Source organism: Streptomyces sp. NPDC107765, assembly GCF_055657085.1.
In genome coordinates, this window is the sequence record NZ_JBVKBL010000015.1 from 67,989 (window position 1) to 83,160 (window position 15,172).

At 71.3% G+C, this 15,172-nt stretch carries 10 protein-coding genes; 2 read left to right on the top strand and 8 right to left on the bottom strand.

Features of this window, described 5'->3' with window-relative positions:
• Window positions 1-4: 4 nt before the first annotated feature.
• Window positions 5-1,777 carry a PucR family transcriptional regulator gene (locus tag ACZ7MX_RS30650; RefSeq protein WP_472136760.1) on the bottom strand — a complete coding sequence of 591 codons (1,773 nt, stop codon included), beginning with the start codon at window positions 1,775-1,777 and terminating at the stop codon, window positions 5-7.
• 238 nt (window positions 1,778-2,015) lie between these two features.
• The gene (locus ACZ7MX_RS30655) at window positions 2,016-4,508 is read right to left on the bottom strand and encodes an ATP/GTP-binding protein (RefSeq protein WP_472136762.1); all 2,493 of its coding nucleotides are present in this window, start codon (window positions 4,506-4,508) and stop codon (window positions 2,016-2,018) included.
• A gap of 283 nt (window positions 4,509-4,791) precedes the next feature.
• Here ACZ7MX_RS30655 and gabT point away from each other — a divergent pair, with 283 nt between their 5' ends.
• Window positions 4,792-6,141 carry a 4-aminobutyrate--2-oxoglutarate transaminase gene (gene gabT / locus ACZ7MX_RS30660; protein WP_472136764.1) on the top strand — a complete coding sequence of 450 codons (1,350 nt, stop codon included), beginning with the start codon at window positions 4,792-4,794 and terminating at the stop codon, window positions 6,139-6,141.
• A gap of 591 nt (window positions 6,142-6,732) precedes the next feature.
• Entirely contained in the window at window positions 6,733-7,479 is a 747-nt protein-coding gene (locus tag ACZ7MX_RS30665; RefSeq protein ID WP_472136935.1) for a phosphatase PAP2 family protein, read from the top strand.
• Window positions 7,480-7,587: 108 nt separating this feature from the next.
• Here ACZ7MX_RS30665 and ACZ7MX_RS30670 read toward each other — a convergent pair whose 3' ends face one another.
• The 6 genes from ACZ7MX_RS30670 to ACZ7MX_RS30695 form a co-directional block, all read right to left on the bottom strand.
• Window positions 7,588-9,009: an NAD(P)/FAD-dependent oxidoreductase gene (locus ACZ7MX_RS30670; protein ID WP_472136766.1), complete on the bottom strand. Its 1,422-nt coding sequence runs from the start codon at window positions 9,007-9,009 to the stop codon at window positions 7,588-7,590.
• A 14-nt stretch (window positions 9,010-9,023) separates the two neighbouring features.
• Window positions 9,024-9,893, bottom strand: coding sequence for an ABC transporter permease (locus ACZ7MX_RS30675; protein WP_472136768.1), 870 nt, complete (start codon window positions 9,891-9,893; stop codon window positions 9,024-9,026).
• On the bottom strand, window positions 9,893-10,828 hold the full coding sequence (locus ACZ7MX_RS30680; protein WP_472136770.1) for an ABC transporter permease: 936 nt from the start codon (window positions 10,826-10,828) through the stop codon (window positions 9,893-9,895). The genes ACZ7MX_RS30675 and ACZ7MX_RS30680 overlap by 1 nt, the downstream gene beginning before the upstream one ends.
• Window positions 10,825-11,988 carry an ABC transporter ATP-binding protein gene (locus tag ACZ7MX_RS30685; protein WP_472136772.1) on the bottom strand — a complete coding sequence of 388 codons (1,164 nt, stop codon included), beginning with the start codon at window positions 11,986-11,988 and terminating at the stop codon, window positions 10,825-10,827. Before ACZ7MX_RS30685 ends, ACZ7MX_RS30680 begins: the two co-directional genes overlap by 4 nt.
• 62 nt (window positions 11,989-12,050) lie before the next feature.
• The gene (locus tag ACZ7MX_RS30690; protein ID WP_472136774.1) at window positions 12,051-13,298 is read right to left on the bottom strand and encodes a polyamine ABC transporter substrate-binding protein; all 1,248 of its coding nucleotides are present in this window, start codon (window positions 13,296-13,298) and stop codon (window positions 12,051-12,053) included.
• Between the two features lie 178 nt (window positions 13,299-13,476).
• The gene (locus tag ACZ7MX_RS30695; protein ID WP_472136776.1) at window positions 13,477-14,994 is read right to left on the bottom strand and encodes a gamma-aminobutyraldehyde dehydrogenase; all 1,518 of its coding nucleotides are present in this window, start codon (window positions 14,992-14,994) and stop codon (window positions 13,477-13,479) included.
• Window positions 14,995-15,172: the final 178 nt, after the last annotated feature.

Sequence of the window (15,172 nt, forward strand, 5' to 3'; positions counted from 1 at the left end):
GAGGTCATTCCGCTCCCCGGGGCTGCGCCGCCGACGCGTTCGACGAGGTCGCCTTCAGCGCCAGCCACAGCTCCATCCGCACGTCCGCGTCGTCCAGCGACCGCCCCAGGATCTCCTCCACCCGCCGCATCCGGTAGCGCAGCGTGTGCCGGTGGACGCCCAGGTCGGCGGCGGCCGCGTCCCACTGGCCGTGCCGGGCGAGCCAGGCCCGCAGCGAGGCCACCAGATCACCGCGGCCGGTCGCGTCGTGCTCGCGCAGCGCCCGCAGCAGCCCGTCCGCGAACGCCCGGACCGCGTCGTCGGCGAGCAGCGGGAGGACCGACCCGGCGGCCACGTCCTCGTGCTCGACCAGCACCCGGCCGCGCCGCCGGGCCACCGAGAGCGCCTGCTCGGCCTGCCGGTAGGCGTTCGCGGCGGCCGCCGGCCCGGTCGGCGCGGACAGCCCGACGGCCAGTCCCTCGCCGCCCCCGCCCGGTTCGGTACGCCCCGCCCGGCCCCGTGTGCGGGCCTGCGCACCGGCCCGGGCCTCGGCCTGCGCCGCGTACGACGCACAGGCGTCCGCCGCCGCGCCGCCGTCCGCGACCAGCACGATCAGTCGCCCGCCGTCCGGCACCGCGAGCACCGCCTCACCGGTCCGCGCGGCCGCCGAGTCCATGGCATCGGCCAGCGCGTCCAGCGCCCCGCCCGCACCGGTGGTCCGAGTGTTTGCCGTTCCCCGTGACGTACCGGCCGTGCTCCCCGACGGACCGCCCGTGCCGCGCGACGTACCGGCTGCGCCTCGTGCAGTACCGGCGGACGAGGAGCCGGCCGGCCCGCCGCCCTCCTCCCCCGCCAGCGCTTCCGCGACCACCATCCGGAACGGCGCATCGAGCAGCCCGCCGTACAGCCGCCCCGCCACCGCCCGCGCATGATCCGGCTCGCCCGCCAGCAGCATCTTCAGCACCGCGGCACCCAGCCGCTGCTCGGCGTCCTGCAACGCCCGGGACCGCTCGGTGGTCAGCGTCAGCAGCGCGACCGCGGAGTGCACCGCGTACCGCTCGGCCGTCCCGAGCGGCGCGCCGGTGCCCACCGCGAGCACCCCGCGCGCCCGCCGGCCGGTGCCCAGCGACTGCAGCTCGACCCGGTCGTCGCCCTCGGCGTCGCTCACCACCGAGCTCGCCGGCGCGGGCCGCTCCCGCAGCCGCGCCACGTCCTCCGCGAGCCGCGCCGCCCGCCGCGCCGCCCAGTCGGGGGCGGCCGCCACGACGGCACCCGACGCGTCGTACAGCGCCGCCCAGCCGTCCAGGTGCGCGGCCAGCCGGGCCAGCAGTTCGGCCGGGCCCTCGGCGCTGAGCGCCGCCCGGGTCAGCTCCCGCTGCGCCTCGAAGCCCGCGGTGACCGCGCGGTACTGATCGGCGGCCACCGCGGCCGAGACGGCCTTACTGATCGCGATGAACGGCGTCCGGCGCGGCACGCCCAGCAGCGGCAGCCCCTGCTCCCGGGCCGCCGCCACCAGCGGCTCCGGCACGTCCTCGTAATTCACCCCGACCGCGAAGCCCAGCCCGACCACCCCGGCCTCCGCCACCCGCCGCACGTACCTGCGGGTGGCCTCCGGATCCTCCGCGTCCAGCTTCAGCGCCGTGATCAGCAGCAGCTCGCCGCCCTCCATGTACGGCACCGGATCGATCAGCTCACTGGCATGCGCCCAGCGCACCGGCACGTCCAGCCGCTCCTCGCCCGCGAGCACGGTCAGCTTGAGCGCGGTGTGGTTGACGAGAGAGGCGAGCGTGTGCGGCATAGGACCTTCGATGGCTTCGGTGACTTCGGCGGCTCAGGCGGCTTCGCCGACGTGGACGACCTCGGCGAACCCGAACGGACAACCGATCGTCGACCACCCGACAACCGGCCCACGCCCCATTCTTTACGCCGCCCCGTACGAACGGCCACTACCGATTCTGCCTCAACGGAGGAATCGGGGGACTGGAGTGCGGGGAACTCGCGTGCGGGGGGTTGGGGGCGCCGGGGGGAGGCTGGGGTCAGGAGCGGAGGTCTACGAGGACGGGTGGGGCCGACTCCCCGCTCACCGACGTCACGGACATCACCGCGTGGCCAGGCGGCACCGCATTGGCCAGGTCCGACGCGGACCAGCGTTCCCGCTCCACCGTCCGTACCGTCACCGCCTTCGCGGTGACGTTCTTGCCGGTGACCAGCCGTCGGATGGAGTGCAGGACCTTGGTGAACGGCTCGTCGGAGACGATCTGCCGGTCGGTGACGTCCTTGGTCTCCACCCACGCCTTGCCCCACACCTCGGCGAACCGCGCCCCGTCCCACGTGGTCACGCCCGCGAAGGCCACCCGGCAGCCGACCGTCCCCAGCAGCGCACCACGCAACGACTCCGGTACGTCGTCCAGTCCGCGCAGCGTGAGCACCGCCCCGGCGTTCGCCGTCCGGAGCCGCTGGAGTCCGCGCAGCGCCTCCTGAGTGATCACGTGTGACGCGTCGTCAACCACCACACAGGCGAACAGCGAACGGTCCGGCCGGTTCGCCGCGCACTCCGTGAACTGCGCGAGCACCAGCCGCGCCAGAATGCGCGAGGCATCGGCATGCCCGCGCTCGGGGAGGTCGATCCGTACCCGGAGGGGATGGTCCAGAGCGCGCAGCGAGACCTGGCGCGATTGCCCGGTCGGATCGAAGAACCCCTCGAACGCCGGCCGGTCCAGCACCGCGATCCGGTCGGCGAGCATCATCCCCGGATCACCCGGCCGTTCCGCCTGCCGCTCCCGCGCCTCCAGTTCCCGCAGGGCACTGCGCTCCCCGGCCGCCTCCAGCGCTGCCCGTAGCGCCGCCATGGCCTCCCGAGAGCCGTCCAGGAGTTCCCGCAGCTCCGGCACCGCGGGAAAACGCCCGTGCGCCGCCCTGAACGGACCGAGCAGCTGACCGAGTACGGTCGCCGCCCGCCGCCCGTCTCCTCCGGGAGCCGTCGCCACCAGGTCGCCCACGAGCGCCTCCGCCAGGATCGCGGCTGCCTCATCGGTATCGGTCGTACCGCCGTAGAGGTCCAGGTCGCACTGGGCGTCGCGATGACCGATCTTGACCACGGCGTCGAACGCGTCATCGGGCGCCGGTGCCGTCCCTGCCGTCCCGACGGAGACGACCGCGGCCCGTCCGGCGAGCGCCTGGAGACACAGGGCCTCCACCAAGGGGCGCACCAGGCGGGTGGTCTTCCCCGAACCGGCCGGGCCGACCGCGAGCAAGGACGTCCCGAGCACCTCGGGTGCCAGCGCGAACCCGGTCCCGCGCCGGTCGTAGGGGTTGCGTACGTCTTCGGAGACCGTTCCGATGCGCACCTGGGAGGTGAGCAGGTCGTGCCGGGCCGTCCGGTTCGTCAGGTCGCGCGCCCCGGAGGGGTGCAGACAGGCGGCGGAACCGTGCTTCTGGACGCTGTCGATGAAGGCGGGCAGCCGGCTCGGCTGCACCCGGACCGACTGCCAGGCGCGAGTGAGCCGGGCGTGATCGACATCGTTCATCAGCCCGGACCGCGCCTCCTGCGCCAGCCGATCGGCCGCCGACCCGGCCCCCGCCTCCCGGAGGCCGGCCCATTCGGCCCGGTCGACCTCGAGCATCCGGGCGCCGGTGTCCGCAACCTTCCTGGCGTCGGGCACCTCGCGCCGGCCCGACGAGATGTAACGGCGCCGCAGCTCCGAGAGGCAGGCGAACCTGCTGAACACCACCAGCAGCACACCGAGGTCGATGAGCGAATAGCTCGTGGCGTAGTAGAAGTACGACGCCTGCTGCCCGGACACCGGCGTCAGGTTCTCCAACTGGAGCATCAGCAGGGAGGACTCGGTCGTCTGGTCGGTGCACCACTGCCACAGGAACCAGACCACCACCAGCGTCGCAACGGCGCGTGCGAGCAGCTGGCCGCCGGGGAGCGCACTCGGATCCTTCGGCGCGAGCCAGGAAGGCAGCCGGTCCCACAAGCGGTTCGTCACCGGGGCGATCAGCCGGCGGAACAGCGTGGGCCAGCGTCCGACCCGGGCGAAGATGACCACGATCACGCCCAGAATGAGCGCCATGTAGATGAACGAGGAGACGATGTTGGCATTCCCCGTCTTCCAGGAATCGGGCAGCATCACCTCGCGCGGCCACTTCCAGTAGGGGCCGAGGTAGTCGTTCATCAGCAGCGACCAGACCAGCCATGCGCACAGGAACGAGATCACCGCACCGGCGATCAGCTGCGGTACCGCGATCTCGTGCGGCTCGTCCTTCGGCCTGGGCCGGTGCTCGTACGCCCAGATGCCCGGCCCCGCCAGTACGCGTGGAGCGCTCAGCCAGGCCATGAAGGGGGACTGCGGAGCGTCTCCCCGGCGGACGGCGTTGCCCGGCACAGCGGCGTCCTGGCCTGTGGCGGCCGGATCAGGGAAACGCGGGGGCGCGGTGGGTCGCGGCGGCAGATCCGGAGGTGGTGCCGGTCGTGGGACCTGGTCGGAGCGGGTATGACGTGCGTCGTGCGTGCCCTCGGTGTCCATCCGGTGCCCCTTGTCCCCCTTGAGCCGTGGCCTGGTGTGCGGTGCGGCGGTGCCGGGGGCCGGCGGTGCCGCGTTGCCATTGTCATGCCCGCGCTGGTGGGCGCCGCTGCCGGGCGCGCCGGCGCTCAATCTACTGGCCGGGAGCCGTCGCTATGTCCGGTGCGGACAACGCAACACGCGCACTTCTCCCGAACGGAACATGCCAGACCCGTTCCCCCGCCCCTAGCCTGCGAGAACAAGACTCAAGACGTCTGTCCGTTCCCGTTCCATCCAGGAGACTGCCATGAGCGAACTGTCCGGAGGCCCCGCCCTTCCCCAGGAGCGTCGCGTCGTCACCGCGATCCCCGGCCCGAAGTCGCAGGAGCTGTGGGCCCGTAAGCAGGCCACGGTCGCCAGTGGCGTCGGCGCCGTGCTCCCCGTCTTCGTGAAGCGTGCGGGTGGCGGCGTCCTGGAGGACGTGGACGGCAACTCCCTGATCGACTTCGGCTCGGGCATCGCGGTGACCTCGGTCGGCAACAGCGCGGAGGCGGTCGTGCGCCGGGCCACCGCGCAGCTCGCCGACTTCACCCACACCTGTGTGATGGTGACGCCGTACGAGCCCTACATCGAGGTCTGCGAGGCGCTGGCCGAGCTGACCCCGGGCGACCACGAGAAGAAGTCGGCGCTGTTCAACTCCGGCGCGGAGGCGGTCGAGAACGCCGTCAAGATCGCGCGGGCGTACACCAAGCGCCAGGCGGTCGTCGTGTTCGACCACGGCTACCACGGCCGGACGAACCTGACCATGGCCCTGACCGCGAAGAACATGCCGTACAAGCACGGCTTCGGCCCGTTCGCGCCCGAGGTCTACCGCGTGCCGCTGGCCTACCCCTTCCGCTGGCTGACCGGCCCGGAGAACTGTGCGCAGGAGGCCGCGGAGCAGGCCATCTCGCAGATCACCAAGCAGATCGGCGCCGAGAACGTCGCGGCGATCATCATCGAGCCGGTGCTCGGCGAGGGCGGCTTCATCGAGCCGGCCAAGGGCTTCCTGCCCGCCATCGCGAACTTCGCGAAGGAGAACGGCATCGTCTTCGTCGCGGACGAGATCCAGTCCGGCTTCTGCCGTACGGGCCAGTGGTTCGCGTGTGAGGACGAGGGCATCGTGCCCGACCTGATCACCACCGCGAAGGGCATTGCCGGCGGTCTGCCGCTGGCGGCCGTGACCGGTCGCGCGGAGATCATGGACGCCGCGCACGCGGGCGGCCTGGGCGGCACCTACGGCGGTAACCCGGTGGCCTGCGCCGCGGCGCTCGGCTCGATCGAGACCATGCGCGAGCAGGACCTCAACGGCAAGGCCAAGCGCATCGAGGAGGTCATGAAGGCCCGCCTCGTCGCGATGCAGGAGAAGTACGACATCATCGGCGAGGTCCGCGGCCGCGGCGCCATGATCGCGATCGAGCTGGTCAAGTCCGGTTCGAAGGAGCCCAACGCGGAGGCCACCGGCGCGCTCGCCAAGGCGTGCCACCAGGAGGGCCTGCTCGTCCTGACGACCGGTACGTACGGCAACGTGCTGCGCTTCCTGCCGCCGCTGGTCATCGGCGAGGACCTGCTGAACGAGGGCCTGGACATCCTCGAGGCGGCGTTCACGAAGATCTGATCCACCCGGGAATCGATCCCGCCGGAAGTGAGCGGCCCGCGGCCTGTCCGCGGGCCGCTTTCCGTTGCCCCCGGCAGGTTGCCGAGGCAGGTGGCCCAGGCAGGTTGCCGCAGGCAAGTGGACCTCGGACAGGTGGGCGCAGGCAGGTTGCCGCAGGTGGTGGGGGTCGGTCACGGCCCCCGTCCGACCACCCCGTTCCGGGCGGACGCGCGTAGCTGGAGGCGCCGGGTGAAGCCGAGTGAAGAAGATGTGGGGGGCCGATGGCGGGCGGGTGATGCGGCTGTCCGGTGCGCTCCCCGTGCCGTACGGTTTCTGCAGATGAGAGAAACACCCCGCCCGCAGGGGACTGCGGGCGACGCCCGGTCGGTGCTTCCCCGGCTTCGACCAGGCCGTGCCCTCGCGCACAAAGCCGGTCCTCCTCGTGAGAGGGGCTCCGGGAATCCTCACCGATCGGATGTCCGCCCGCCCCATACCCCCCGGGGCGCGCGGGACACCGGTCAGCGCGGCCGCCTCGGAACCACCCCCCCTGTTCCGAGGCGGCCGAACCTTTTCCGCACCCTTTTCCCGGGCCTGTTCACCACCTGGTCCGTGATGCTCCTCTGCGCGCTGCTGTTCGCCGTGCTGACCTGGCAGGTGGCGGCGCACGGTCCGCTGCGGGCCTACGACGAGCGGCTCGGGCGGGGCCTCGCCGGTGCCCGCGGAATCCCCTCCCCCGTCGCCGAGTTCTTCGCCGATCTCGGCAACACGGTCGTGGCATTGCCGGTGTTGCTGGGGATCGTGGGGCTGGTGATGGTCCTGGCGTGGACCGGGTGGCGGTCCCGACGGCGGACCGGGGCGATCGGCGGCCCGCCCGGGCGGTGGTGGCTGCCGCCGCTGGCCGCCGGGCTCGCGCTCGCCGCTGTACCCGCGCTCGTCGTCCCGCTCAAGCTGTGGCTCGCCCGGCCGGGCCCGCCGCAGATGGCCGGCGGTGGCCAGGACGGCTTCTTCCCGTCGGGCCATGCCGCCACGGCGGCGGTCGCCTACGGGGTGGCCGCGCTGCTACTGATCCGCGGGCTGATGCGCCGGCGGGGACACGACACGGGCCGGGACGGCCGCAGGACCCGGGGACCGCTCCCGGTGGCGGTGGCCACCACGGCCGTGCTGCTCAACCTCGGCGTCGGCGTGGGGCTGGTGCGCCGCGGCTATCACTGGCCGCTGGACGTCCTCGGCAGCTGGTGCCTGGCCGGGGTGGTGCTCGCCTGCTGGTGCGCCGTCTGCGACCGCTGGGCGCCGGAGGTCACCGCCTCCTCCGCGCCCGTCAGCGCCCCCACGCCCGCTTCACCGCCCCGGCTTCCCTGACCCCGCCCGCCCCCGCGGACACGCGAAGGTACGGAGCCACCAAGAGGCGGATACGCAGGAGGGGCGGACGGAAGTCATCCGCCCGCCCCCGTACCGTCCCTGGCGACCTCAGCTGTCGAACCCCAGCCCCACCTTGTCCATCGCCTTCAGCCACAGGTTGCGGCGTCCGCCGTGGTTGTCGGCGCGGGTCATCGACCACTGGGTGATGCCGATGCCGGCCCAGCGCAGCGGCTCGGGCGGGAAGGGCAGCGGCTTGCTGCGGACCATCTCCAGCTCGGTGCGCTCGGTGCGTTCGCCGGCCAGCAGGTCGAGCATCACGTCGGCGCCGAAGCGGGTGGCGCCCACGCCGAGGCCGGTGTAGCCGGCGGCGTAGGCGACCCGGCCGGCGTGTGCGGTGCCGAAGAACGCCGAGAAGCGGGCGCAGGTGTCGATCGCGCCGCCCCAGGTGTGGGTGAAGCGCAGGCCCTCCAACTGCGGGAAGCAGCGGAAGAAGTGCCGGGCGAGCTTCTCGTACGTCTCCGGGTGGTGGTCGTACTCGGCGCGGACGCCGCCGCGGTAGCGGTAGACGATGTCGTAGCCGCCCCACAGGATGCGGTGGTCCGCGGTGATGCGGAAGTAGTGGAAGTGGTTGTTGGAGTCGGAGAGGCCCTGGCGGTTCTTCCAGCCGATGGCGGCCAGTTGCTCGTCGCTCAGCGGCTCGGTCATCATCGCGTGGTCGTAGACCGGGACGATGTACGGGCGGACCCGCTTGACCAGGGACGGGAAGGCGTTGGTGCCGAGCGCGACATGGCGGGCGAAGATCCGGCCGTACGGGGTGCGCACGGCCATGCCCATGCCCTCGGAGGCGAGCGCGGTGGCGCGGGTGCGCTCGTAGATGCGCACGCCGAGGCCCAGGCACGCCTGCTTCAGGCCCCAGGCGAGCCGGGCCGGGTTGACCATGGCGACGCCGTCGCGGTCCCACAGGCCGGCCCGGAAGGTGGGCGAGTTGACCTCGGCGCGGAGTTCGTCCTCGTCGAGGAAGGTGTGCCGGTCCAGGCCGAGCTTCGCGGCGTCCTCGGCGGCCTCCTTGAGCTCGGCGATCTGGTGCGGCTCGGTGGCGATGTCGATCTCGCCGGTGCGCTCGAAGTCGCAGTCGATGCCGTAGCGGGCCACCGCCTCCCCGATGGCGTCGAGGTTGCGGATGCCGAGTTCTTCGAGCTTGGCGAGTTCGCCCGGCCAGCGGGCCAGTCCGTTGCCGAGGCCGTGGGTGAGGGAGGCGGCGCAGAAGCCGCCGTTGCGCCCGGAGGCGGCCCAGCCGATCTCGGCCCCTTCGACGAGCACGACGTCGCGCTCCGGGTCGCGCTCCTTGGCGAGCAGTGCGGTCCACAGGCCGGAGTAGCCGCCGCCGACGACCAGCAGGTCGCAGTTCTCGTCGCCGACGAGGGCGGGCTGCGCGGCGGGGCGGGCGGGGTCGTCCAGCCAGAAGGGCGTGGGGGCGGCGTCCGCGAGCGCGTGGACGGGGGACGGGGCGTTCATGGCAGCTCGTGCCATGGTTCTCAGCTCCTCTAGCTCCTCTTACGGCGTTTGCCGGCCAGTTGGCCGATCACTACGCACACCACGGCGACCAGGAACATCGCCGTACCGATGACATTGATCTGAACGGGTGTGCCCCGCTGTGCCGATCCCCAGACGAACATGGGGAAGGTCACGGTGGAGCCGGCGTTGAAGTTGGTGATGATGAAGTCGTCGAAGGAGAGCGCGAAGGAGAGCAGGGCGCCGGACGCGATGCCGGGCGCGGCGATCGGCAGCGTCACCCGCAGGAAGGTCTGCGTGGGCGAGGCGTAGAGGTCCTGGGCGGCCTGTTCGAGGCGCGGGTCCATGCTCATCACGCGGGCCTTGACGGCGGTGACGACGAAGCTCAGGCAGAACATGATGTGTGCGATGAGGATCGTCCAGAAGCCGAACTGGATGCCCATGTTGAGGAAGAGGGTCGCCAGCGAGGCGGCCATGACGACCTCGGGCATGGCCATCGGCAGGAAGATCAGGGTGTTGACGCCGGCCCGGGCGCGGAAGCGGTAGCGGGCCAGCGCGAACGCGATCATGGTGCCGAGGACGGTCGCGCCGACCGTGGCCCATACGGCGATCTGCAGGCTCAGTCCCAGCGAGCCGCAGAGGTCGGCGACTCCGCAGGGATCGGTCCAGGCGTCCGTGGAGAACCGCTGCCACTGGTAGTTGAAGCGGCCGTTGGGCTTGTTGAACGAGAAGACCATCACGACGAGGTTGGGCAGGATGAGGTAGCCCAGGGTGCCCAGCCCCGCGAGGGTGATGATGTTGCGGCGCAGCCAGCGCAGGCCCTTGTTGGGCGTGCGGCCGTTCGTGGGCGCCGTGGTTGCCGTGCTCTTGGCCGTGGTGGCCGTGGTGCTTGTCGCCGCCATCAGACCAGGTCCTCCGTCCCGGACTTGCGGATGTAGATCGTGACCATGGCGAGGATGGCCGCCATGAGGATGAAGGAGAGTGCGGCGGCGGTCGGGTAGTCCAGGACGCGCAGGAACTGGGACTGGATGACGTTGCCGATCATCTTCTGGTCGGTGGAGCCCAGCAGTTCGGCGTTGATGTAGTCACCGGCGGCCGGGATGAAGGTGAGCAGGGTGCCCGCGACGACGCCGGGCATCGACAGCGGGAAGGTCACCCGGCGGAAGGTGGTGGCCGGGCGGGCGTAGAGGTCGCCGGCCGCCTCGTGCAGCCGCGGGTCGATCCGCTCCAGCGAGGTGTAGAGCGGCAGGACCATGAACGGCAGGAAGTTGTACGTCAGTCCGCAGACCACCGCGAGCGGGGTGGCCAGCACCCGGTGTCCCTCGGTGATGCCCAGCGCGCTGGTGACGTCGAGGAGGTGCAGCGAGTTCAGGGCGGCGACGACGGGTCCGCCGTCGGCCAGGATCGTCTTCCAGGCCAGCGTGCGGATCAGGAAGCTGGTGAAGAACGGGGCGATGACCAGGATCATCACGACGTTGCGCCAGCGGCCCGCCTTGAAGGCGATGAGGTACGCCAGCGGGTAACCGAGGAGCAGGCAGAGCGCGGTGGCGATGCCGGCGTAGCCGACCGAGCGGAGGAACTGCGGCCAGTATTCGCCGAGTGCGTCCCAGTAGGTGGCGAAGTGCCAGGTGACCTTGAAGCCCTCTTCGAGGGAGCCGGTCTGGATGGAGGTCGACGCCTGGTAGACGAGCGGGGCGGCGAAGAAGATGACCAGCCACAGGATGCCGGGCAGCAGCAGCCAGTAGGGGACCAGCCGTTTGCGGGCCGGGGTCTTCCGCACCTCCAGGGGTGCGGCGGTCGGCTCCACCGGTGGTGCGGGGGTTTCGGTGGTGGTCACGCGGCCTCCTCGTCGAGGTCCGCGCCGGCCTGAATGTCCTGGGTGGCGTCCAGCCCGAAGGTGTGCGCCGGGCTCCAGTGCAGCACGACCTCCGCGCCGGGGACGAGTCTGCCGTCGCGCTCGATGTTCTGCTCGTAGACGGCGAGTTCGCCCAGGCCCGGTACGTCGACGACGTACTGCGTGGAGACGCCGATGAAGCTGGCGTCCTTGATGCGGCCGGGCAGCCGGTTGTGGCCCTCGGTGAGGGACCCAGCGTCGTCGGCGTGCCGCAGGGCGACCTTCTCGGGCCGTACGCCGGCCAGTACCTTCTCGCCCGTACGGGCCGAGGCACTACATCGGGCGGCGGGCAGCCGGAGCTTGGCGTCCGCGGCCTTGAGCAGCAGCTCGTCGGCGCCGGCCTCGACGACCTCGGCCTCGATGAGGTTGGAGGTGCCCAGGAAGTTGGCGACGAAGGTGGTGCCGGGGTTCTCGTAGAGGTCGGCGGGGGCGCCGAGTTGCTCGACCCGGCCGCCGTTCATCACGGCCACGGTGTCGGCCATCGTCATGGCCTCCTCCTGGTCGTGGGTGACGTGCACGAAGGTGATGCCGACCTCCATCTGGATGCGCTTGAGTTCCAGCTGCATCTGGCGGCGCAGCTTGAGGTCGAGGGCGCCCAGCGGCTCGTCGAGGAGCAGCACCTGGGGGTGGTTGATCAGCGCGCGGGCGACCGCGACGCGCTGCTGCTGGCCGCCGGAGAGCTGCTGGGGCTTGCGGCGCGCCATCGGGCCGAGCTGGACCAGGTCGAGCATCTCCTCGACCTGCTTCTTGACCGACTTGATGCCGCGGCGGCGGAGTCCGAAGGCGACGTTCTCGTAGATGTCGAGGTGCGGGAAGAGCGCGTAGTTCTGGAAGACGGTGTTGACCTGGCGCTTGTACGGCGGCAGGACGGTGACGTCCTGGCCCGCGAGTTCGACGGTCCCGGTGGTGGGCTCCTCCAGGCCGGCGATCATCCGCAGGGTGGTGGTCTTGCCGCAGCCGGAGGCGCCCAGCAGCGCGAAGAAGGAGCCCGCGGGGACGGTCAGGTCGAGCGGATGGACGGCGGTGAAGGAGCCGTAGGTCTTGCTTATCCCTTGGAGGCGGACGTCGCCGCCGCTGCTCTGGGGGGTCGCGGTCTTGGTCATGTGGGTCGTCCCGTGGGTCGGTGGGCGAAACGGCTCGGGGGCGGGCCCGGTGCGTGGTGGGGTCAGGCGCCGGTGAGGTCGGAGAACTTCTGGCTGAACGCCTTGTTCTCCTTGGCGGTCAGCGCGCGGAAGGAGTGGGACCTGGCGGCCATCTCCTTGTCCGGCAGGATCAGCGGGTTGTCCGCCGCCTTCTTGTCGATCTTGGCGAGTTCCTCGCGGACGCCGTCGACCGGGCAGACGTAGTTGATGTACGCCGCGAGCTGCGCCGCCACCTTCGGCTCGTAGAAGTAGTCGATGAGCCGTTCGGCGTTTTCCTTGTGGCGGGCCTTGTTCGGCACCATCAGGTTGTCGGTGGACGTCATGTAGCCGCTCTTGGGGACCACGTACTCGATGTCCGGGTTGTCGCTCTGCAACTGGACGATGTCGCCCGCCCAGGCCACGCACGCGGCGAGGTCGCCCTTGTCCAGGTCCGTGGTGTAGTCGTTGCCGGTGAAGCGGCGGATCTGCTTGGAGTCGACGCCCTTCTGGAGCCGGGCGATCGCCGCGTCGAAGTCGTCCGCGGTGACCTCCTCGGGCTTCTTGCCCATGTCCAGGAGGGTCAGCCCGATGGAGTCGCGCATCTCGGAGAGGAAACCGACCCGGCCCTTGAGCTGCGGGTCCTCCAGCAGCTGGCTGACCGAGTCGACCTTGCGGCCGCCGGTGGCCTTCTTGTTGTACGCGATGATCGCGGGAATGCCCTGCCACACGTAGGAGTGCGCCCGGCCGGGGTCCCAGGCGGGGTCGCGGAACTGCGCCGAGAGGTTGGCGTAGGCGTGCGGGAGGTTGGCCGGGTCCAGCTTCTGGATCCAGCCGAGGGAGATCATCCGTGCGCACATCCAGTCGGTGAGCACGATCAGGTCGCGGCCGGTGTCCTGGCCGGCCGCCAGCTGTGCCTGGACCTTGCCGAAGAACTCGTCGTTGTCGTTGATGTCCTCGGTGTATTTGACGGCGATGCCGGTGCGCCGGCTGAAACGGTCCAGCGTCGGATGGTGCTTGCCGTCGTCGCTGACGTCCATGTACTCGGTCCAGTTGGAGAAGTTGAGCCGCTTCTCCTTCCGGGAGTGGTCCTGGGACGCCACGGCGTCGGTACGGCCGGCGGGCGGGATGCCGCAGGCCCCCAGGGCGCCCAGGCCGCCGGTGACGGCCGCCATGGCACTGCCCGCGCGCAGCAGCGAGCGGCGGGTCATGGCGAGCCGGCCGTTGGTCGCGCTCCGGCGCATGGCGGCCAATTCGACCGCGGACAGGGGTTCGGGCTGCTGGTGGTGCTCCATGCGCGGTGCCCTTTCAGGGGGTGAGCCCGGCGCTCGGCCGGCGGTGACGGTGCCGTGCGGCCGCTGGCCGCGGGGTTGCGCCCGTACGGGCGGGGAACGGGCGGGGCGAGGTGGGGGCTCGCTCCGGGGAGCCGTCGGGGGATCGGTCCGGGGGCCGTACGGGCCCCGGGTGGTCCCGTCAGGTGCGGTCCCCGAAGATCGTGCGGTGCCAGTCCTTCCTGGCGACTGCGGTGTTGTCGTACATCACGTGCTTGACCTGCGTGTACTCCTCGAAGGAGTAGGCCGACATGTCCTTGCCGAAGCCGGACGCCTTGGCGCCGCCGTGCGGCATCTCGCTGATGATCGGGATGTGGTCGTTGACCCAGACGCAGCCGGCCTTGATCTCGCGGGTGGCGCGGCCGGTGCGGTAGACGTCCCGGCTCCAGGCGGAGGCGGCCAGTCCGTAGGGGGTGTCGTTGGCCAGGGCGATGCCCTCGTCGTCGCTGTCGAAGGGCAGCACGACCAGCACCGGGCCGAAGATCTCGGACTGCACGACCTCGCTGTCCTGGGCGGCGCCGGCGATCAGCGTGGGCAGGTAGTACGCGCCCTTGGCCAGCTCGCCCTGGGGGGCCGCGCCGCCGGTGACGACGGTGGCGTAGTCGCGCGCCCGGTCGACGAAGGCGGCCACCCGGTCGCGCTGGGTGTGCGAGATCAGCGGGCCCAGGTCGGTGGACGGGTCGAAGGGGTCGCCGAGCCGTACGGTCGCCATGAGGTCCGCGACGCCGCTGACGAAGGCGTCGTAGAGCGGGCGCTGGACGTAGGCGCGGGTGGCGGCGGTGCAGTCCTGGCCGGTGTTGATCAGCGCTCCGGCGACCGCTCCGTGGACGGCCGCCTCCAGGTCCGCGTCGTCGAACACGACGAACGGGGCCTTGCCGCCGAGTTCGAGGTGGAGGCGCTTGACGGTGCCGGTGGCGATCTCGGCGACGCGCTTGCCGACGGCGGTCGAGCCGGTGAAGGAGGTCATCGCGACGGTGCGGTGGCCCACCAGGTGCTCACCGGCGTCCCGGCCGGCCCCCGAGACGATGTTGAGCACTCCGTCGGGCAGCCCCGCGCGCTGGGCGGCCTGCGCGAAGAGCAAGGAGGTCAGCGGGGTGATCTCGGCAGGCTTCAGAACGATGGTGTTGCCCGCGGCGATGGCCGGCAGCACCTTCCACGCGGCCATCTGGAGCGGATAGTTCCAGGGCGCGATGGAACCGACGACGCCGATGGGCTCGCGGCGGATCACGGAGGTGTGGTCGGCGCTGTATTCGCCGGCCGCCTTGCCCTCCAGATGGCGGGCCGCACCCGCGAAGAATGCGGCATTGTCGATCGAACCCGGCACATCGAACTCATTGCTGAGCTTGATCGGCTTTCCGCAGTTCAGCGATTCGGCGAAGGCGAGATCGGCGGCGTCCTCGGCGAGCGCGGCGGCGAAGCGGTGGAGGGTGTCGGAGCGCTCGCCGGGCGTGGCGCCGGCCCACTCCGGAAAGGCCCGTCCGGCCGCCTCGACGGCCGCGTCGACATCGGCGGTACCTGCGAGTTCGTAGCGGTACACCGTCTCGCCGGTCGCCGGGTCCACGACCTCCTGACTCCGGCCGGAGGTGCCGCTCCGGAGGCCGCCCGCAATGAATTGCGCGCCCTGGGCGAATCGCTCGGTGACGTCGAATCGGTGATCCATGGTGCTCTCCTCCGCCGGGCGCCGGGGCGGCTCCGCGGCACTGCCTGGCGTAGCTATTTCCGGAATCGATGGCCGATCTTGACAGAATAGAGCAGCCTCAACAAGGGATTCCGTTGTTGCCTTTTGGTTACGCGACGAATTCTGCGTTTTCTGCGGTGCGGACCCCGACACGTTGTCA

Excerpts from the sequence above, each read along its gene's own strand:
- ACZ7MX_RS30650 (WP_472136760.1), bottom strand. The coding sequence starts at position 1,777 with ATGCCGCACACGCTCGCCTCTCTCGTCAACCACACCGCGCTCAAGCTG.
- ACZ7MX_RS30655 (WP_472136762.1), bottom strand. The coding sequence starts at position 4,508 with ATGGACACCGAGGGCACGCACGACGCACGTCATACCCGCTCCGACCAG.
- gabT (WP_472136764.1), top strand. The coding sequence starts at position 4,792 with ATGAGCGAACTGTCCGGAGGCCCCGCCCTTCCCCAGGAGCGTCGCGTC.
- ACZ7MX_RS30665 (WP_472136935.1), top strand. The coding sequence starts at position 6,733 with ATGCTCCTCTGCGCGCTGCTGTTCGCCGTGCTGACCTGGCAGGTGGCG.
- ACZ7MX_RS30670 (WP_472136766.1), bottom strand. The coding sequence starts at position 9,009 with ATGGCACGAGCTGCCATGAACGCCCCGTCCCCCGTCCACGCGCTCGCG.
- ACZ7MX_RS30675 (WP_472136768.1), bottom strand. The coding sequence starts at position 9,893 with ATGGCGGCGACAAGCACCACGGCCACCACGGCCAAGAGCACGGCAACC.
- ACZ7MX_RS30685 (WP_472136772.1), bottom strand. The coding sequence starts at position 11,988 with ATGACCAAGACCGCGACCCCCCAGAGCAGCGGCGGCGACGTCCGCCTC.
- ACZ7MX_RS30690 (WP_472136774.1), bottom strand. The coding sequence starts at position 13,298 with ATGGAGCACCACCAGCAGCCCGAACCCCTGTCCGCGGTCGAATTGGCC.
- ACZ7MX_RS30695 (WP_472136776.1), bottom strand. The coding sequence starts at position 14,994 with ATGGATCACCGATTCGACGTCACCGAGCGATTCGCCCAGGGCGCGCAA.